The sequence below is a fragment of the Microbulbifer maximicatervae (SeqCode) genome (assembly GCF_052468155.1).
In genome coordinates this window covers 2,152,174-2,172,765 of the sequence record NZ_CP174335.1, presented here as the reverse complement: position 1 = coordinate 2,172,765, position 20,592 = coordinate 2,152,174, and the positions used below count along the sequence as shown (strand labels likewise).

Sequence of the window (20,592 nt, the reverse complement as noted above, 5' to 3'; positions counted from 1 at the left end):
TGGCAAGATTTTGAGGAAAATAAAAGCTCATCTACTAGAGCATCCCGCATACTATTATGCGTGGCAATTAAAATGCCACGCTTTGCTAAAATCAAGCCAAGGTAAAGTCCTCGTGAGCTAAGGTCAGGTTAGGGTTGTATGCGGGATCAGCATCCAGCACCCCCCCCCACCGATCACGCATATAGTCAGCCTCCCTTTGTGCCCGGCGGCGTTTAGCTTTTGTATCATCCGCTCCACGGGAAACAGACTCGTGGTGATATAGCTCAGCATATGGCGTCCACAAATTACGATATCCTGCTTCACGAACTTTCAAACATAAGTCCACATCATTAAAGGAGATTGCCAAGTCTTTCTCATTTAAGCCTCCAACCTCCTCAAACACGGACTTACGTAATACTAAACAAGCGGCCGTCACAGCAGAGAGATTCTGTATTAGATGGAGGCGTGAAAAATAACCATACTCATTGCGACTGAAATATTTATGGGAGTGGCCCGCAACACCACCTATGCCTAATATTACACCACCATGCTGGATAGTATCGTTGGGATAATAAAGTTTGGCTCCAACACAGCCAATATCAGACCTTAAAGCCTGTCCTACCATCTCACTTAACCAACCATCATTGATGGGTTCAATATCATTATTGATCAAACCAATAATCTCACCCCTCGCAAGAGCAACGCCGAAATTATTAATTGAAGAATAATTAAATGGATGATTCCAGCGGTGAACTGAAACACGAGGATCAGAGGCAATTATCTCCTCTAAAAAGCCTAGTGTAGCCTTGCAAGTGCTTTGATTATCTAGAATTAACAACTCAAAATTTGGATAATCAGTTCTAGATAGAATTGCATCGATACAGGGCTTTAAAATATCATAGCCGTCCCTCGTAGGAACCAATAGAGTCACAAGTGGAGCGCATTCGGGCACATTCCATCGTACTCTGTAACTATTTGGAGCCGAACCTAGTGTCACACTGGCATTTAGAGATTGAGCATCCAAATAGTCACTCACGGCTTTTAAACCAGCAGTTGAGGCATAATTTTTAGCAGTACCTTCCTTAGCTGTGGAGCCGATAATTGCTCTCCAATGGTACAATATCTCTGGAATATGTACCACATTGCTACTATTCAGGTACGGCATACATCGCAAAAGCAAATCATGATCCTGGCTACCCTCTACCCCCAGGCGGAAGCCCCCAACCAAGTCTACGAGAGTTGCCTTTAAAACGGTCAAATGACAAATATAATTTTGTGACAGTAGCAGATCAGGATTCCACCCAGGTTTAAAGTGGGGATCAAAGCGTTCACCTAGCTCATCAATTTTATCCTCATCACTATAGAGCAACTGCGCCTCTGGGTTATCAATAATTGCCTGCATCACTGTCATCAATGCATGTGGCACCAATGTATCATCATGATCGAGTAGTGCAATATACTCGCCCCTTACCAATTCTAAAGCGGTATTACTAGCAGCAGATATATGCCCATTATCCTTTCGAAAAACTACTTGGATACGAGAATCCTTCTCCTGATAACTCTGAAGGCATTCTCGAACTTTCTGATTTGAAGAAGCATCATCTGCAATACAGAGCTGCCAGTTGCCGTAACTCTGCACAATTACAGACTCTATACAGCTACTTAGCAGCTCCAAATCACTGTTAAAAGTTGGGAGAATAATTGAAATCAATGGTTGCGTATCAAGTTTTCTACTGTATGCAACATCTAAATTGGAAGCTATCTTTAAAGTCTCAATCTCAGAGATCCATTCCGCATAATCACATGCCTGTCGCCGTTTGGAGAAAGTTCTTGCGTAATATTGTAATGCCAACTCTCTCCAAGACCGATTAGTCTCATGAGCTTCATTACGGATACTCTGCAGTACTTCCACTTTCCGTAAATCACGGAACTTAAAATGCGCGTTAATTAAACGCTGGCACAAACGATCATAGGCAAACTGCGCTGGTAATTTAACTAAACGAAAATGCTTAACAGAAAAGTACCCAGTAGACTCCAAAGGGTCTAATCGAAGTACCTTAACCCGCCTTGGTAGATACACGAGACGCTTTGTAACCCTGCCTGCCTTTAAGGGGATCAAAACACTATCCGACTCATCGAAACCTTGCCCATAATTAAAATATAGCTTTGAATCGGCGAGCAGTTGGTCATGCGATAAATTGATCTCCACCATATACCAACCAGCACCCATAAGGTGGTTTTTAATGTAAAATTGTGGATCGCTGCTTGTTGCGCGCCACTCGAAACCTTTTTCAAGCTTCGTAACAGGCTCAATTGATACCTGCGGCCTAAGCCGAGGAATCAAATTAACATGGAAAAGGGATCTTAAAAATTTAAACACTAGTTAACAGCCTAGAAAATAAACAGTTCATTTCACAGTTTTTCGCATGAAGACTCGAAAGCCGCCAATCTATAACTTTACATAAATACAAGCTCTTCAATCACAAATACTGTTAACAACCACCCCATATTCCCAAATTAATTTTCATACACTTTTAGACGGTTATATATCCTATTAATAACAACGCCACTAGGCCTAAGTGCCAGAGCCTTTTTTATGAAGAGCAGAGCCTGCTCAAACTCACCGATGGTCTCTAACGCCAATGCTGTTTCCCTGCAGATATCCGCCCCATCGGAAGAGCGTGATTTCACAACTTGAAGTTGCTTATCGGTGTATTGAAATTTAGATATGGTTGGCTCGTTATATAAAACTCCAAAAATATCGGCAAGCCGATAAACCACATAGCTATTTACGCTAGAATTTGAAAGGTGACTAGAAATCAGTTCTTTTAACTCTTCTTTAACATATGGACGATGATCAATTGCCTTTGCTGCATCCAGCAATTCGACTAAAGGAATACGCTTCTCTATTGTATCGACTTCACCTAAATTTGACGAAGCTGTCTCACTAAAGAAATCATCAGGGCAATATGCCAAAACGCTTTCTTTCATGTATTTATTGGATATGGAAAATTTTTCTTCTAACAGTTTTAGTTTTTCTAAAGTTACTACATCTGTTAGTGGCGAAGGCAACAGCTGCAATTCGTCTGAATATTTCTGTAAGCACCAATCCAATTCATGCTGCAATGACAATGTCGCATCACTCAGAATATAATTCAGCTGACGTTTTAGTTCCAAAGCTCCCAAAGAATAAGAAGAGTTTACAGCCTTAATATTCAAAGAGAATTTATTTATACGCTTCCTAGAAACACCAAGAAAATTAAGAAAATTTAACTCAATACTATTAGGCTCTTCCTTTGAATAACGATACGGATATACGATTACATTATCGGAACCAAATCTTTCAATCCAACTTTTGAAAACATCACCTGATATCCCCCCCAAGTTTTCATTTAATTTAGTCTCAATAAAGCAATCTAAAAGCTTAGTGCTAAAATGTCGTTTAATTGCTTGATTATAGTTTGAAACCAAAGCGCTTATTGGGGCTCTAAAATAAGCGAAAATTTTCACCCTATACTCGGATACAAGGCTAGCTAACTCTTTAGCTCGTCCATAAAAGGACTCACCTGACAGTAACAGGCACAGCTGATTCCGCTTCGCGACCTCAACCCACTCCACTAATAGCTTTGCGGCACTAGCCATATCACCACGTATAAGCATAACTCCTAACCTGGAGTGTCCACCTGAAACGTCGTTAACATCCAGTGGATGTTCTGGATAATAATAACCCGATTTTAAAAGCTCCTCTCTGTTATCCATACAAAACTTCTGAATAGCTGAAGAGCCAGATTTAGGGGCGCCAATATGTATCACAATGTCTTGTGATTTAGGATCAGGAATGGTAGAGCTAGTTACTACAGGAGTGATAAATTTTGATCTACCCCTACCCAAAAAATATTTACCAATAGAAGCCAAAGTAGATAAAGTCCCCAATATACTTAATTTTTAAGTAATCATTATTACTCAACCCTTTCACATTTTACTTATTAGCGTAACCTCGCGAAAGGGACCGGATGGGCAGAAAAAAAATTGCCATTTGCTGTCAACTTAGTCGTTTAGCACCCTACCCATATCCCAATAATTAAAACACTCTGTACTAAGCAAAACCTAGAACCAGCTCTTTAGTTTCGATGAATTTTCACAAACTAGAAAGTATCTCGAAGCTCTTAGATCAGAATAATCGTTGAATCGCTCTTCGAGCAGCCCTCACACCGTAAGTAAGTTGTACGAAAGTATAACTTAAATGATAACATTCAACTATAGTTAAAAACTATGACGTAATTGGCACAACAAATGTGCTAGAAGCATTTTTATGCAGAAAAGGCATGCCAATCCTGCATATAGACTCAATCTAGCCACCTTTTGACAGGTTAGTCACTCCCAAAAATATCTCTTGTATAAACTTTTTCAGAAATATCAGAGATCTCATCGACTAACCGATTTGCCACTACCACATCAGAGATTGCCTTAAACTCACTCAAATCACTAATTACACGTGAGTGAAAAAATTCGGATTCGGCAAGCGTGGGTTCATACACTACTACTTCTACACCCTTTGCTTTGATACGTTTCATTACTCCCTGAATAGATGAAGAACGAAAATTATCGGACCCCGATTTCATTATAAGTCGATAAATTCCAACCACCTGAGGATTGCGTTTCAAAACGGACGACGCAATGAAGTCCTTTCGGGTTGTATTTGCATCAACAATTGCAGAAATAATATTATTGGGTACGTCCTGATAGTTAGCCAGTAGCTGTTTTGTGTCTTTTGGTAGGCAGTAGCCACCATAACCGAAAGAAGGGTTATTATAATGATTTCCGATTCGCGGATCTAATCCGACGCCTTTAATTATTTGACGTGAGCTTAAGCCGTGTGTTTCCGCATATGTATCTAATTCATTAAAGTATGCAACCCGCATAGCTAGATAGGTATTAGAAAACAGTTTAATTGCTTCCGCTTCAGCTGAATCACATAAGCAAACGGAAATATCCTCTTTTTCAGCCCCCTGACAAAGCAGGTCAGCAAATTGTTGAGCCCTATCAGATTGCTCTCCAATGATAATACGCGACGGGTACAAGTTATCATAGAGAGCTTTCCCTTCTCTCAAGAATTCAGGTGAAAAAATAATGTTATTGCAGTCGAGCTGTATCCTTAATTTGTTTGTAAAACCTACAGGAACTGTAGATTTAATTACTATTGAAGCTGTAGGGTTAATTGTTAGTACATCTCTTACAACTGACTCAACCGACGTGGTGTCGAAATAATTTGACTCAGGGTCATAGTCAGTAGGTGTCGCGACAACTACGAACTCCGCATGTTTGTAGGCTAACTCCTTATCCAAAGTCGCCCTTAGATTTAGAGGAATTTCAGCTAGATATTTTTCTATCTCTCGATCAACTATAGGTGAAACTTTATCATTGATAAGATCCACTCTGCTCGCATTTACATCAACACAAAGAACTTCATTATGTTGCGCAAGCAAGACCGCATTAGAGAGCCCTACGTAACCTGTGCCAACTACCGCAATTTTCATATCTACTTACCGGACTTCTTTAAACAATTTATATCAACTCGAAAATAGACAAATTAAAGGCAAAACTATTTACAATAGTTTTGCCTTCCACGTCATACGAATATATAAAATGTCATGCTATTTTACCACACGATTTATAACAATTACCACTGCAACTACGTGACCAGAAATGCAAATTGAAAAGGTAAATTAATTCGCATCTGAAGTTTCTAAAGTAGACACTATAAAATACCTCATTCCCTAGACTTTTCATTAACCAGTCACGTCCTTACAATTAAACTTGAATAACTTTGCATTTATCATGGACGTTAATAGTTAGTAACTCCATATGAGATAATGTATTAATGTCGGATACAAGTCCCTCAAAATTATCCTGAACGTCAATGCGTTCGAGCAAACTACTACTTACTAATATACCTTCAAAGTTTAGTTCATCAATCTGACTCAATGCTACGAACTGGGAATTTAGGCTTGACAAATTACTGTACTTAAGATTCGGCCAATTGTCACTTGAAACTGTATTATCGACGAATCCAGAATCCATAGCATATGGCTGGGCCACCCTGACATTCTTATCATATTTTGAGAGCTTAGAAATCACATAACAATGAGAGCCCAGAGTAAGTAAAGAATCTGAGATTCCTTTAAAAAAACTTGGATGTAACTGATTTCCACTCTTTAAAAGGCAAACATAGTATTTGCCTATTTCATACGGAAATTCTAGGTGAGAAGGAAAGAAATCAATAAAATTGGAGTATTTGGCCTTGGCTTCAGAGCTTGGAGATGCCATGACAACTCCAATACTTCCTGAAAAATTACAGAAATTTGCCGATGCAATAATTGCTGCTAATGTGATATCAAGCTTTTCAGGATCCTCGCATTCGGTAATCAAGAACAGAATGCTTTCGGAAGCAGTGCTCGCATCCGGAGAGCCCTTATCAGGACCTGAAATTGAACTCTTATATTCGATTAACGAATCCGAATAATTTTCCAGCTTCGTTATCTGGTTTTCAGCCAAATCCATATAGTAGTTTGAAAGCAAGGCAGGTACGTAAAGTGGCCTATTTTCGTTTGTATACCTCACAATCAACTCCCAATCAACCAAGCGCCTCATTCTTTCGTTGAAGCCACCTAAAGACTGATACTTTGATCGTCGATGCATAAAGGCATTTAAATCTATAAAGTTTCTATTCTTAACTAGCGCCTGATTAAAGGGCCCTGCACGTAGAAACGACTCTTCCACCAAGCTTTCGCCACTGGTGAGATTGCAAGTTTGATGAATTAGCTGGCCCGCATAAGCACATTCTCTGCTTTGATTTTTTTCCAGCTCAAATGCCATAATAGAAAGATAATTTTTATCCCAGGTATTGTCAGAATCTAAGTAAGCTATAAAGTCTCCCCTAGCTTTCTCGAGGCCTACGTTTCTTGCTGAAGAAACGCCCATATTTTCTGGTAGCGTATAAATAGAAATACGGTGATCATTCGTTGATGATTTAATCACTTCTACAGAGCGGTCGTTACTCCCGTCATCAACAATGATCAGTTCCCATTCTTGATAAACTTGATCTAGTATGGAGCTAACTGCATCCAGAACTACATTTTCTCGATTAAAAACTGGCATTATGATGCTAACAAGCGGTTTCTCACTTAACCGGTCAAAGTATCTATTAGCATCATAAGATAGCCCTTGCTTTAAACTTTCAAAGTACTTCTTTACTGCCTGGTAGTTTTTGTCTTGAACATAAACCGAACGATGGACATAGAGCCATTTGTTAACATCCTGAAAAACATTAATTTTTTCAGGTGTTTTAGGTTCTCGAAGTGAAAATGAAACATCACGCTCACATAAATAAATCGTTTTACCATCAGGATCGATAGCTTCAACTTTTATATTATGGGCATTACCATCAAGTACAAACATCGGTAATTTGACTTGTAATGAGTGACACCCGTCGAACTTAAAGGCTTTTTCTAAATCTTCACGATAGTTATCCGCGGAATACACCCCTAAAAATCTTCCATCAGAAAACAGCTTAAATTTTATTTTATCAAATAGGTTTGTTTCATCTATAAGCCATCCACAAAGAGATCCACCTGAAATACCATCAATGCGCCCTTTATAAGAAGCGCTAAAACTATCAAACTGAATAGTAGACGGGGAATTTATTGCGTCAACTTCTCTCCATCGAATACTTACAACTGCCTTTTTTCCATTAATGTAAGTTTTTGGAATCTTAAAGGTATATCCGTGATGGCCGTCACCGCTAACTCCCGCTTTTACAAGATCCTCTCTAAACTCATCACAAGTTACATTACCAACATAAAATTCATCAACAAACACATCAAGATTTAATTTTAATTCGGGATTTAACGAATTTATAGCCCAACCATGCACAATTCCATCATTTGTTACTGAATCAAGACGTATTTTTAAATGATCAGTTTGTACGTCATCTTCAGACTCGAGGGTTTTTCCTGAAATGCCTGCTTTCCCATCTAAAACAGCTCGATCCATCAAACTATTCAGCTTGTCACTAGTTTCAGGGAAGCTTTTCTTTATTCTCTCTTTCCATGGATTAATGAATCTTTCTAATAGATTTTTCTCCAGCATTTCAAAGTCTCCCACCCCAAACTTACCATAGAAATTAAAAGTATTCCGAATATAATAGTAAAGATAGTATTCCTTTGGAGGCTTACCTTTAGGCTCAGAATTCTTATGATGCCTTATCAATACTGAAGGACAAATAACTATCTTTTTATCTTTACGCCTTGCCTCCAGGCACCAATCTGTTTCCTCGTAATATAGGAAGTAATCCTCAGGTATGTACCCGATATCATCGATCAACGAGCCATTAAAAAGTAGGCATGCTCCTGCTGCATACTCGACCTCATACGGCTCACTTGGCAATGAACTAAAATGATCGCCGGAATAATGATGATCGACATTAACACCTTCATCAAATGAAACTACTCCACCAGCACTCCAAATTTGACTAGTATCATCCCTTAAAATAGCTGGAGACACGATGTCTGACTCGATATTTTTCTTATAATTTATCAGGGAACTGATAGAGTTTGGGAGATACTCAATATCCGGGTTTGAAATCAGTACATACTCTGATTTTAAGGTGTCAATTGCGTACCGAACCCCGACATTATTACCTCTAGCGTAACCAGCATTAGTATTCAATCTAATCACATGGCAATCGCTAAAATAGTGTGTCAATAAGTTATCGTTGATATTTGTTGATTTATTATCAACAATGATAATTTGATATTCAAAGTCAATGGATTGGCTCCGTATACTTTGAACTACCTTCAGGACGTCTTTTTCACAGTTGTAATTTAATATTATAACTGTAAGTGTTGGACTGCTGACGGTATCTGTTGGCTGATGAATTAGTCTTGCCCCGTCGCCCAGATGTTTAAAGGGAGCGCTAGAAGACTGGTATGCAAATTTTATAGAATTTGCTCCATTGCTCCAAGAAATATTCTCCGCGTATTCTTTTGCTCGCTGCTTCATCAACGCTCTATCTAAAAGCGAGACCTCCAGTGATTTTTGCATTGCAGAAATCAACCCAGAAATACTACCTTTTTCATAAACAAAACCATTTTCACCATCTTTAATAATTTCTGGTAATACACCATCGGCGGGCGCAATTACAGGAATAGAAAAAGAAAAGGCATTTAATACCGATCCTGATGTCAAAATATTTCGATAGGGGAAAACAGCAAAATCTGCCGCATTAAAATACAGTTCCAATGACTCATCTTCAACCATCCCTTCATATATCTCAATCCCATCAACCTTTCCGTAGAGCTCGCTAATTTCTCCAGGCTTAATTGGGTGGACAGGCTTCCCTGCTATGATAAGTTTTGAATTTTTATCTACTTTCCTAATCTCTGAAAATGAAACGACTAAATCTGTAATTCCTTTATACGGACGCACCTGCCCAAGAAATAGAAATACAGTTTCAGAATCTTTAATTCCAAGCTTTTTTCGAGCAGCTGCCCTAGAAATTGTATTCGGATAAACACCTATATAATTTCCATGTTCAGAAATAGATATTTTTTTTCTGTTCATAAAATAATCCGCAGATAGAACATCTTTGGCCAATTCATTATGAACGAAAACCTGGTGTGCTAAGTCCGTTAACTCTTCATTAAGCTCTTTTTCAATTTCAATAAAATTACTATCGTGAGATAATTTATTATGAACAGTCCAAAAAAACTTACCGCCTTTAAGTATGTATCGCCTAATCTTTCCTATAAATGCGTTCTTTAAAAACTTTGCCTCATAAATAGTTTTTGCACCGGCCAACACTCCAGAGGTCCAGTGAAGATGAAAAACATCACTATTCACTAGTGAAGCATCTAATTCATTGTACGCAATATACTGAATATTATATTCCCCTTCGAGCTCTGCATACATTTCTTCCAAATATGGATTCGTAGCCCTGTAATCCGGACATATAATAAGGTTTTTCATTGATTCAACTATACTTTTCAAGTGCTTACAATTATAAATTATGCTCGTCCGTATCTATCTTGAAAACGAACAATATCATCTTCTCCTAGGTAGGAACCTGTTTGAACTTCAATCATCTCTAACTGAATTTTCCCCGGGTTCTCCAATGCATGTATTTCACCAATAGGAATGTAAGTCGACTCATTCTCAGAAACCAAACGAGTCTTTTCACCTATAGTAACTTTAGCGGTACCCGATACGACTATCCAGTGTTCGGCACGATGGTGATGCATCTGAACAGATAGCTTTGCGCCTGGCTTAACTGTAATTCTCTTTACCTGATCTCGTGCACCAAAATCTATCGAATCATAATGTCCCCAAGGGCGATACACCTCTCTTCCATGTTTGAATTCACTCCGCCCTTCATCTTTAAGTTTATTGACGACCTGCTTCACTTCTTGAATTTTATTTTTATCGGCAACAAGAAGCGCATCCTTAGTTTCAATAACTACGATATTTTGCAAGCCTATTGCCGCGACCAACTTTCCATCAGCATTAATATAGCAATTTTCCACATCCTGAAGTAGGACATCACCTCGAGTGACATTGCCATTCAAGTCCTTTTCAGATATTTCCCACAAGCTACTCCAACATCCGACATCACTCCATTGTGCATCGAGGGGAATCACCATAGCTTCAGTAGTTTTTTCCATAACAGCATAATCGACTGAAACATCAGGCGAAGATTTAAACTTCTCAGCATGAGGGCGTAGGAAATTCAAATCTGATTCAGCTTCATCCATTGCTGCCTTGCAGCTCTCAAATATGTCAGGGCAATGAACCTTAAGTTCTTCTAGATACGCACTCGCTTTAAACATAAACATGCCGCTATTCCAGAAATACTCACCACTTTCTAGGTATCGTTTTGCTGTATCTACATCTGGCTTTTCTACAAATTCAGCCACCGGAGATGCTTTGTGAATAGTTTCAGCTCGAATATAGCCGTATCCGGTATGCGGGTTTCGTGGTACAACTCCGAAAGTCACTAGCTTGCCTAGTTCAGCATGTGATTTAGCTTCCTCCACGGCTGCATGAAAAGCGGCTTTATCCTGAATTACATGGTCAGCAGCTAAAACCAAGAGAATCTCCTCTGGGTCTGCCGCCATAGCTGCCAGAGCTATCGCTGGAGCGGTATTTCGGCCCAAAGGTTCTAAAATTATTGTTGCTCCTTCGGATCCAACTTGCCGCAATTCCTCTGCGGCAATAAACCTATGCTCTTCATTACACACAACCATTGGTGCCAGAGACGATATCACCTCTATCCTATTGATTGTTTCAATCAACATGGAATCGCTACCCATCAATTTTAGGAATTGTTTCGGCATTAGTTCGCGGGAAGCAGGCCACAAACGACTTCCTGAACCACCCGCCATAATTACTGGTTTAATTTTCATGATTCGCTACCCCCTCTCCATATTGAGCTGTAACACTATTCATATAACTTCCATCCATAATAGAGGTCCACCAATCGTTATTTTCCAGATACCACCGCAAGGTTTTTCTAATACCTTTTTGAAAGCTTTCATGCGGACAATAACCGATTTCATCATTTGATTTCTTAGGATCTATCGCATAACGGCGATCATGACCAGGCCGGTCTTTCACAAAGGTAATTAACTCGTGAGATACTCCTGCGATCGCAGCTTTTGCATGAGGATATCTATTTTCAAGTAATGGGTTTTCACTAAACTCATCATTCATTAATGCACATATCAATCTAACGATATCAATGTTGGTCCACTCATTAATTCCACCTAAGTTATAACATTCACCCAGCCGCCCCTTATTAATAACCAAGTCGATACCTCTTGCGTGATCTTCAACGTAGAGCCAATCCCGAATCTGCTGCCCATTTCCATAAATAGGCAAAGGCTTATTATGTAGAATATTTGTTATTACAAGCGGTATTAATTTTTCAGGGAAATGATATGGCCCATAGTTATTTGAGCAATTACTTGTTGTCACCTGTAATCCATAAGTGTGGTGATAAGCACGCACTAGGTGATCAGAAGCTGCTTTACTTGCAGAATAGGGACTATTTGGTGCGTATGGCGTATTCTCACTAAAAGCAGGGTCTTCTGCTTCAAGAGTTCCATATACTTCATCCGTTGATACGTGATGAAAACGATGGGTTTCTCTATTGATCCCCTCATCAAGCCACACTGTTTTAGCTGCCTTTAATAAGCTATAAGTTCCAATAATATTCGTCTGAATAAATGCATCTGGCCCGCTAATTGATCGATCCACATGACTTTCAGCCGCAAAGTGCACTAAGGTATCAATTCGGTGTTCACGGAGTAGAGTTTCTACCAGCGCTCTATCGCATATGTCACCTTGGTAAAACTTATAATTAGGGTGATCCTTAACTAGATCTAAATTTGCAAGGTTTCCTGCGTATGTGAGTGCATCTAAGACTATCACTGTATCCTGTGGGTAATTTTTTATCCAGTAATGGACAAAATTAGCACCAATAAATCCAGCGCCACCGGTAACCAGTAATTTTTTCATATCAAGATCGCTATCAGTCACAATTTTTAAAAAAGCCCCAATACCTAATAGGCAATTAGACAATTAATGTTGTTGTTTCTTTTCAGATAGAGCCAGTCTAAGTGACTCACGCCAATGCCTAGGCTTAATATCTAATTCGGTAATCAATCGAGTTTTATCTAATACACTATAAGATGGTCTCTTCGCAGGAGTAGGATATTCATGTGTAGCTATTGCTTTAAGGTCTAATTGTTTATCCTGCGAAAGTACACCTAAGATCTTACCTTCTTCATAAATAGCTACCGCAAAGTCATACCAACTGGCTACCCCGAGGTCGGTACAATGGTATATACCACTCACACTAGGTTTTTGAGCAAGTATGATTAAGATCTCCGCTAAGGTTCCTGTCCAGGTTGGTGTGCCAACCTGATCTGCAACGACACTAAGTTGATCTCTATCCGCCATCAACCTAAGCATAGTATTCATAAAATTATTCCCGTGGGATGCGTAAACCCACGCGGTACGTACAATTATCGCTTCCGGAAGGATTCTTAAAACGGCAGTTTCTGCTTCAGCTTTACTAGAGCCATATACCCCGACAGGATTAACTTTATCGGATGTTAGATATGGAGCTGACTTCTCACCATCAAACACGAAATCTGTTGAGACGTGAATGAGGCGAATATTTAGACTGTTACATACCTCTGCTAGATTTTCGCTACCCTGCTTATTGATTGCAAAAACGACATTTTCTTCCTGCTCTGCCTTATCAACAGCGGTATAGGCAGCAGTATTTATGATTACATCGGGCTTAACTTCTCCGATCACGGCCTGGACAACTTGTTTATTGGAGATATCCAGCTCTTCGCGTCCCATCGCGACCATCTCAATATCGACAGGACATAGCTTTTGAAGCTCACGTCCAAGTTGACCGTTTTTACCCGTTATTAAGATTTTAAAAGTTGCCATTTTATACAGACCAAGAATAGTTTGACGACGCATCTATCGCGCCGCCAAGTTTTAGCAAAATAGGAAGGTTAATCTTTAAAGAGAAGCTAATCTCGGAGTTAGTGAAACCAGCGTATACTCTCTATTCGAAATGAACCGCATCCACAAAAGAACTACCGCAGCGATCTTTTTCCGAAAGCTGAGGCTGTATACCTTCAATAAGTGGCCAGTCAATATTCAGATCTTGATCATTCCACAGGAGCGACTGCTCGTATTCTGGAGCATAATAATCTGTGCACTTGTATATAAATTCAGCATTTTCACTTGTTACATAGAAGCCATGAGCAAATCCTTCAGGAACCCACAGCTGGCGCTTGTTCTCAGCTGACAGGTAGACACCAACCCATTGTCCAAAAGTTGGAGAGCTTCTTCGTAAATCTACTGCAACGTCATAAACTTCGCCATGCACTACCCTAACTAACTTACCTTGAGTTCTCTCTGTCTGGTAATGTAAGCCTCGCAAAATTCCTTGAGAAGACTTACTGTGATTATCTTGAACAAACGTACGATGTTCACACTTACTATTAAAGATATCATCACGAAATGACTCGTAGAAAAAGCCACGTTCATCACCAAACACTTTTGGTTCTACAATTTTAACGTCGGAGATTTTTGTATCAATGATATTCATACTAATTGAGAATTTAGCTGTCATCGCGCAGAGAAGCAATCTAGCTACTGCAGCTCTAATGAGGAGGATAGAGGCAGAGTCGTTCGTCCCTGAACGACATCTAAGTAATAACTCTAGAAAAAGCTCAATTTTAGCCCGTTTGGACTTTTATAAACCAGAGGCGTAGCGTCGTGTATTGAGAGAAGAGGTTTCACCATTCTCAACTAAAATTTGCATCAAATATTTCCCATAGCCACTTTTCATTAAAGGTTGAACTTGCGCTTCTAGCTCTTCTGCAGTGATAAACCCTTTACGATATGCAACTTCTTCTGGGCAGGCTATTTTTTGCCCCTGGCGACGTTCGATTGTTTGAACAAAGTGAGCCGCATCTAACAAATTATCGTGCGTACCAGTATCCAACCAAGCACTGCCGCGTCCAAGACGTTCCACGTCTAATTGATTTTGGGTAAGATATACTTTATTAATATCTGTGATTTCCAATTCACCACGCGCACTCGGCTTCACTTCTCGAGCGATGTCACAAACTTGATTATCATAAAAATAAAGGCCAGTGACAGCGTGATTAGACTTAGGCTTTTCGGGTTTTTCCTCTAAACTAATAGCCCTACCATCATCATCGAACTCAACAACACCATATGCTCGCGGGTCTGCCACACGATAACCAAATACTGTAGCTCCCGTCTCTCTCGCATCAGCTTGTTGCAAAATTTGACTGAAGCTGTGCGAATAAAAAATATTATCACCTAGTACAAGGGCGCTGTTGTAATTACCTACATGTTCGCGCCCAATCAAAAATGCTTGAGCTAGGCCATCGGGAGATGGTTGCACTGCATAAGAAATATTAATCCCCCATTGTGCGCCATCCTCGAGCAGACGCTGGTATAAAGATTGCTCCTCTGGTGTCGTAATGATTAGGATGTCTCTAATACCAGCCAACATCAATGTCGTCAAAGGATAATATATCATCGGCTTATCATAAACAGCCATTAACTGTTTGCTCACCCCTTTTGTCAAAGGATACAAACGAGTTCCTGACCCTCCGGCCAGTATTATCCCCTTGCGTTCAGAAGCCCCTTTAGCAACCATCGCCCCTTACCCCCAATTTTCCATTCCGCTATTGACTTTATTTAATATGTCTCAGAAGTTCCTGGACATTAAGACTTCCATGAAGGTGAATCCAACCACTGAACCCCAAAAGCTCTATTGAGCCCTTTGAGGCGTGGATGATTACATAGATGCCCCAAAAACGATATCACAAGCGCCTTACAGCTCATCACAGCCATAAAACTACATTTAAGAACATACGGTAAAACTACTATTCTTTATTAACTCTGCAAAATAAAAGCCAATATGAACACGAAAAATACATTAGATGTACCAGTTAAAATGATAGTACCGCAGCTGTGCCTACCGCAATGCGATATAGTATCTCTGTGATGTCTTTTGTTACTTGTAGCTCGCTAGATTGGATCTTTGGCATTACCATAATTTCATCACCTGGTCTCAGGCGATCTCCTAAGCGATTATCAAAATCACGGTCCTCAATGCGATTAATAGTTCCATCTAAGTGTAAAATTACTAATTCTTGCTCATTTGCGTTATTGGCAAAGCCACCTGCAAGCTCTATATAATCATCCAAAGTGTGCTTTTTATTGTAAACCAATGATGTAGGGAAAATAACTTCTCCCACTATTGATACAGTCGAGGATTTCAATGGAACGACTAGCTCATCACCATCCTCCAGTAACATTTGAGCTGCATTTGGATTATTAGCAATCACCACTTGGCCTTTAGGTTCTGCCTTCCGCGCTTGCTCAATAAAGTTTTGAATCATCAGTGCACTGTCTTTCTGTGCAGTTTTTTCCAAGTCGGTATTAGGCTGACGCGTAAGAACTTCCATTTGCAACGCATCAAGTGAACGGTCTAATGCTGCACGCTGCCTTTCAGCCACACTCATTCGGTATAACTGGATAGATTCCCTATCTGCGTTATCTCGGAAGCTAAGCTGCTCTAACAGAACTTCCAGCGTTGCACCGTAAGGTAAAATATAAGTTGCAGGGCCATTTAATTCACCCGAAACACGAATGGAAATGGACTTTACATCGTTATCTCTAACCAGTTCAACCTCTGCACCTGGGTACAAACGCTGTGTAAGGGCTTTATCAAGAGGGAGATAATTAGCCTGCTGAATACCATCGATAGCCTGTGTGATTCGAGCAAAGTTCGCCTGAGGGTCTGGCTTACTAATGAGAAGCATTTCGCCAAGCTGCGTATAAGGCCCAATAAACTCCATCTGTGCAGCCCGCTGAACCGCTCCCTCCACAGTTACAGCTCCCCTTTTAGCTCCAACCACGATAACATCTCCGTTGCGCAACTGAAGTGCCGGCATAGTCCCTTCGACCAAAAAGTTATAGAGATTGATTGACTCTATCGGTTCTCCTTGACGCAACACTTTGATGTCAACAAAGCTACCACTTTTTGCATCAATCCCTCCTGCACTATCAAGATAATACAAGATCGAGTCAGAGCTGAAACCATTGTACAGTCCGGGGCTAGCTACATACCCAGTAACAAATACTTTTACCGGCTGACTGGCCTCAAGATTAGCGTAAGCCTGAACATTATTTTTAAATACCCGCTTGACATGACGCAGAACGAAAGTGTTTAACTCTCCGTTTTTTACTCCAGCCACATGAACAGGGCCAACCTCAGGAATAAATATATTTCCTTTAGGGTCTACAGTAAGCGAGGCACTGAAACTATATGCTCCCCATAGCTGTAAATTTATTTGATCACCAATTGTAATTCGATAATCAGGGTTGAAACCGCTAAAAGGCTGATCTTTAAATCCCCCCTTGAACAGCGTCTGTCCAAAAACTGGCACATTATTTTGATGCGACTCTAAAGAAGCGGGCTCGTCGATTAATTGAGTTTCCAATGCTATAGCTTGCCCGCATCCCAACGAAGCAAGTAGAGCAAACCCAGATCCGATTTTCTTAACTTTTCCTGTAATCATTTGTGCTAATCTTTTTCGAATAAATTTATCGATGAATTTAGGGAACCCCCAACGTTCTCTCTGCTTTACATCCTATGTTCACGGATAGTAACAACCAGCATTTTTCCTATCCCGCATAGCATCAGCAAAATAATTGCGATGCTTGTCAAATTGTAGAGTTTATGTGGATACTCAGCTTCCTCAGCTAACGATGGCTTCGTCACAACCAATAAATGCTTTAACTTACCTGAAGCCTCCATTCGTGCGGCCTCTAACGCCTTAAGAGAAGTGGCATATGCATCAGTAGCAAACTGCAAATCGAGTTCTAAATTTTGGAAATGAGCACTAAGAGAATTAAGTTTTTGTTCTCCCTCCTCCTCCCCAATCCCCACCAAACGGACCTTCTCTAGCTCTATCTGATTCTCAAGGGCATCTATATCCGCTTGCATAGACACAATTTGTGAAGAATCTGCATTTAGGTATGTCTTTGCTGCCGTAAGCTGGGCACGTTGCTCAGCTAGTCGTGATTCTAAACCTTGGATAATAGTACTAATTCCCTTGGTCAGTTCCTCTGGACTTACCACCTTATGGCTGTTCTGAAAGTCAAGAATTAGCTGCTTAGTAGTCCGTAATTTTCCCTGAGCCAAATCAACTTCACTTTTCACAAAAGCGACTTGTTTATCGGCCAATTGATTACTAATTGCATTGACAAAATCTTCGGACTTTTGAATAACAGTCTCACTTAACAGTTTTGCAAAAGTCGGGTCAAATGCCTGTATTTCGATTGTAATAATCCCTGTGGTCTCATCATGACCAATGCCTATATGCTCACGATAATATTCCAAGTACTCTTCCTGAGTTGCATCAGAGGACAGCCGTGAAAAGAAATCGTAACGAGTACTTTTGTAATACTCTGAAAGTCCTAAATTATTATCCAAGTACAGCGCCATATCTAACGAGTGGATATAGTTGACCACTAAGAAAGCATCCTGAGTATCAGCGCCCATGCCAGGAATTAGCAAACCTAGTGCGGGGGATGTTGCCTGAGACGATGTACTATCCTTCACTATCAACTGCGCTCTACTAACATAGCGCTCAGAAACCCAGAACAAATAGTACACAACAAGTAAAAGTAGAGGCAAAAATACAAACAAAGCCCATCCATTGAACCTAGAAAAATAATTAGAAGCCTTGCTCACCACGTCAATCAGAGCTTTTTTCCTTGATGGATTCTGCACTTGTGCTTCAACTAGCTGGTCTTTAACTTCCATAATTAACTCTTATGCATCTCAATGGCTGTTGTTTTTTCTGGAGCTCTTAGTTTTTTCCCCTGATACAACTCAATAGCTTGATCAACCGTATCAAGAATCCTTAATCCATTCGGGTCCAGATATATCCCTACATCACAATTCTTCCGAAGAAGTGCCATAGCATGTGCCACAATAATAAAAGATGAATTCTTCCTTTTTTCGGCTATAACCTCTTCGCACTTTCTTTTGAAGTGTGCATCGCCAACCGACATCACCTCATCAACCAAGTAAATATCGAAGTCGATAGCGATGCTTAAGCCAAACCCGAGTCGTGAACGCATTCCGGATGAGTAATTACCTACAGGGACATCGAAATAATTTCCGATTTCAGCAAAGTCTTGCACCTTATCCATTACTTTGCGCTGTGCACTTCCCCAGATACCGTGTATGCCGCAAACAAAAGCAACATTTTCACGGCCAGTCATACTTCCTTGAAAACCACCGGCCAACCCCATCGGCCATGAGATCCTTTGATTGGTAAGCACCCTTCCCGAGTCGGGATAATCAATACCACCCATTATGCGTAGTAAAGTTGACTTGCCGGCTCCATTTCGACCAAGAATACCTATGTTCTTTCCTTCAGGGAAAGATGCATTCACGTTCTCAAAAAGTACTTTTCGTCCATGAGGCGTGCGGTACGACTTAGTTAAGCGCTCTAATCTAATCATTGACTTCTCATTAAATCACGCCAATTTGCCCGATAGCAAAGCAAACCAAAAAATAGCACCGAAACAGAAGTAACTCCTAGGTACATCAGACTTCCAGAGTATCCACTGAAGTTACTAAATAACGCCTCACGATTTAACTCAATTACATGCAACAAAGGGTTCCACACCAAGTAAACATGATATTCCTTTGGAACCTGTTCAAGGGAGAAGAAAACCCCAGACATAAAATAGAGAGGCCGTATTAACATAGGGATTACCTTCGCCGCTTCTGGAAACCGCTCACCCAAAACACATAGCGCCAAGCTAAGACCTAAACAAAAAAAGAAAAACAGCAGGTTAATTGCCGTGAAAAGTACAAAATTATTAAACGGGGTGGACACTCCACCCCATGCAAATACAGCCATGAGTGTGACAAGAGTTGCCAGATAAATAACAAACTCCAACAACACACGACTTAGAACTGCATCAAACGGCCTCAGCTGCCGATAGTTGAATAACCCTCGATTTGATTTCACTGCCGCTAACCCCTTCTGCACGCAGTGATTAAAGAAAAGAAAAGGGGCAATTCCCGCAAGCATGAATAGCGGGGTAGGCACCCCAGGATAAAATTCATCTCTTAGAAAGCTGAAAACGGCCACCAACACTATGATATGGAGTGATGGCTCCAGCAGCATCCAAGCATACCCGAGTCGCCACTTGCCAAAACGAGTTTTCATCTCGCGCACCAGTAGCGCATAAATCACATCTCGTTGAATTTTCCAGGTTGAGCGTTGGGTAAAAAACTCCATAAAGATCTACTATTTTGCAAAGTGTGAACCAGTTCGCAACGGAACCAAAGGTAGGTTTGGGATAATCGAATAGAAAAAGTAACCCTGTAGGTGGCTCTTAAGTACAACCCCTAACACTTCATATTAAAAAGTTAAGCTTACCCTTCATTAACAATAAATTAGATTACTGTCAACATCACCCCTTCACAAGAATAAGTGCAATATCTTATAGCAGCGCTCAACTAAGGCAATCACGCGCCATTACGCTAACATTGCCGGCCATCTCGCATAACTAATCTTCAACACTTCTTTACTAAAACGGGCAGGCGTCAAATGATAAAGCTCTGCGCACCAACCCTTAAGCTCCTGCGGCCATCCATAAGTTGTAATTCCCTAGGCTAAGGCCTGCCCCTTATACTAGCACCCAAAATCTGCAATGCGACTCGCTTAACCCAAACCCTCCATGCTAATGACGAAAAAATCCGCTCGTTGAGCGGATTTTGGCCACCTGATCTAATGGTGTATGTAAGTGGGCCACAGAGTTTTTGTAGCAATTCAGCTACAATGGAACCATTGGAAAATGGGCAACCTACTGAATTCTAAACAAAAATTTACTCCCTGAGCAAGTTTTATTCTCTACAACCTTGCTTTGCTGTGGGAGCTACTACCCTCAGACTTGGGA

Annotated in this window: 13 protein-coding genes; all 13 read right to left on the bottom strand. The window is 40.4% G+C overall.

The features are described from left to right. Positions 1 to 91 precede the first annotated feature (91 nt). The gene (locus ACJJIY_RS09335; protein ID WP_444895081.1) at positions 92 to 2,359 is read right to left on the bottom strand and encodes a glycosyltransferase family 2 protein; all 2,268 of its coding nucleotides are present in this window, start codon (positions 2,357 to 2,359) and stop codon (positions 92 to 94) included. 137 nt (positions 2,360 to 2,496) lie between these two features. Continuing rightward, positions 2,497 to 3,894: a hypothetical protein gene (locus tag ACJJIY_RS09330; protein WP_444895082.1), complete on the bottom strand. Its 1,398-nt coding sequence runs from the start codon at positions 3,892 to 3,894 to the stop codon at positions 2,497 to 2,499. A gap of 455 nt (positions 3,895 to 4,349) precedes the next feature. Beyond that, a complete protein-coding gene (locus ACJJIY_RS09325; RefSeq protein ID WP_444895083.1) occupies positions 4,350 to 5,516 on the bottom strand; it encodes a nucleotide sugar dehydrogenase in 1,167 nt (388 codons plus the stop codon). A 274-nt stretch (positions 5,517 to 5,790) separates the two neighbouring features. Beyond that, a complete protein-coding gene (locus ACJJIY_RS09320) occupies positions 5,791 to 10,005 on the bottom strand; it encodes a glycosyltransferase (RefSeq protein WP_444895084.1) in 4,215 nt (1,404 codons plus the stop codon). A 38-nt stretch (positions 10,006 to 10,043) separates the two neighbouring features. Beyond that, positions 10,044 to 11,438 (bottom strand): mannose-1-phosphate guanylyltransferase/mannose-6-phosphate isomerase, encoded by a 1,395-nt coding sequence (locus ACJJIY_RS09315; protein ID WP_444895085.1) that lies wholly within the window; start codon positions 11,436 to 11,438, stop codon positions 10,044 to 10,046. Continuing rightward, complete coding sequence (gene rfbB / locus ACJJIY_RS09310; RefSeq protein ID WP_444895086.1) at positions 11,428 to 12,552, bottom strand: dTDP-glucose 4,6-dehydratase; 1,125 nt, start codon at positions 12,550 to 12,552, stop codon at positions 11,428 to 11,430. The genes ACJJIY_RS09315 and rfbB overlap by 11 nt, the downstream gene beginning before the upstream one ends. 63 nt (positions 12,553 to 12,615) lie before the next feature. Beyond that, on the bottom strand, positions 12,616 to 13,533 hold the full coding sequence (gene rfbD, locus ACJJIY_RS09305; RefSeq protein ID WP_444895087.1) for a dTDP-4-dehydrorhamnose reductase: 918 nt from the start codon (positions 13,531 to 13,533) through the stop codon (positions 12,616 to 12,618). Positions 13,534 to 13,621: 88 nt separating this feature from the next. Continuing rightward, positions 13,622 to 14,170 (bottom strand): dTDP-4-dehydrorhamnose 3,5-epimerase, encoded by a 549-nt coding sequence (gene rfbC / locus ACJJIY_RS09300; RefSeq protein WP_444898257.1) that lies wholly within the window; start codon positions 14,168 to 14,170, stop codon positions 13,622 to 13,624. Between the two features lie 147 nt (positions 14,171 to 14,317). After that, positions 14,318 to 15,256 (bottom strand): glucose-1-phosphate thymidylyltransferase RfbA, encoded by a 939-nt coding sequence (gene rfbA, locus ACJJIY_RS09295; RefSeq protein WP_444895088.1) that lies wholly within the window; start codon positions 15,254 to 15,256, stop codon positions 14,318 to 14,320. A 295-nt stretch (positions 15,257 to 15,551) separates the two neighbouring features. Beyond that, complete coding sequence (locus ACJJIY_RS09290) at positions 15,552 to 17,186, bottom strand: polysaccharide biosynthesis/export family protein (RefSeq protein ID WP_444895089.1); 1,635 nt, start codon at positions 17,184 to 17,186, stop codon at positions 15,552 to 15,554. A 65-nt stretch (positions 17,187 to 17,251) separates the two neighbouring features. Beyond that, the gene (locus tag ACJJIY_RS09285; RefSeq protein ID WP_445355015.1) at positions 17,252 to 18,436 is read right to left on the bottom strand and encodes a KpsE/RkpR family capsule polysaccharide export protein; all 1,185 of its coding nucleotides are present in this window, start codon (positions 18,434 to 18,436) and stop codon (positions 17,252 to 17,254) included. A gap of 2 nt (positions 18,437 to 18,438) precedes the next feature. Then, the gene (locus ACJJIY_RS09280; protein WP_444895091.1) at positions 18,439 to 19,143 is read right to left on the bottom strand and encodes an ABC transporter ATP-binding protein; all 705 of its coding nucleotides are present in this window, start codon (positions 19,141 to 19,143) and stop codon (positions 18,439 to 18,441) included. Further along, positions 19,140 to 19,931 (bottom strand): ABC transporter permease, encoded by a 792-nt coding sequence (locus tag ACJJIY_RS09275; protein ID WP_444895092.1) that lies wholly within the window; start codon positions 19,929 to 19,931, stop codon positions 19,140 to 19,142. Before ACJJIY_RS09275 ends, ACJJIY_RS09280 begins: the two co-directional genes overlap by 4 nt. Positions 19,932 to 20,592: the final 661 nt, after the last annotated feature.

Excerpts from the sequence above, each read along its gene's own strand:
- rfbD (WP_444895087.1), bottom strand. The coding sequence starts at position 13,533 with ATGCGTCGTCAAACTATTCTTGGTCTGTATAAAATGGCAACTTTTAAA.
- ACJJIY_RS09285 (WP_445355015.1), bottom strand. The coding sequence starts at position 18,436 with ATGGAAGTTAAAGACCAGCTAGTTGAAGCACAAGTGCAGAATCCATCA.
- ACJJIY_RS09315 (WP_444895085.1), bottom strand. The coding sequence starts at position 11,438 with ATGAAAATTAAACCAGTAATTATGGCGGGTGGTTCAGGAAGTCGTTTG.
- rfbC (WP_444898257.1), bottom strand. The coding sequence starts at position 14,170 with ATGAATATCATTGATACAAAAATCTCCGACGTTAAAATTGTAGAACCA.
- ACJJIY_RS09275 (WP_444895092.1), bottom strand. The coding sequence starts at position 19,931 with ATGGAGTTTTTTACCCAACGCTCAACCTGGAAAATTCAACGAGATGTG.
- ACJJIY_RS09290 (WP_444895089.1), bottom strand. The coding sequence starts at position 17,186 with ATGATTACAGGAAAAGTTAAGAAAATCGGATCTGGGTTTGCTCTACTT.
- ACJJIY_RS09320 (WP_444895084.1), bottom strand. The coding sequence starts at position 10,005 with ATGAAAAACCTTATTATATGTCCGGATTACAGGGCTACGAATCCATAT.
- rfbA (WP_444895088.1), bottom strand. The coding sequence starts at position 15,256 with ATGGTTGCTAAAGGGGCTTCTGAACGCAAGGGGATAATACTGGCCGGA.
- ACJJIY_RS09280 (WP_444895091.1), bottom strand. The coding sequence starts at position 19,143 with ATGATTAGATTAGAGCGCTTAACTAAGTCGTACCGCACGCCTCATGGA.
- rfbB (WP_444895086.1), bottom strand. The coding sequence starts at position 12,552 with ATGAAAAAATTACTGGTTACCGGTGGCGCTGGATTTATTGGTGCTAAT.
- ACJJIY_RS09325 (WP_444895083.1), bottom strand. The coding sequence starts at position 5,516 with ATGAAAATTGCGGTAGTTGGCACAGGTTACGTAGGGCTCTCTAATGCG.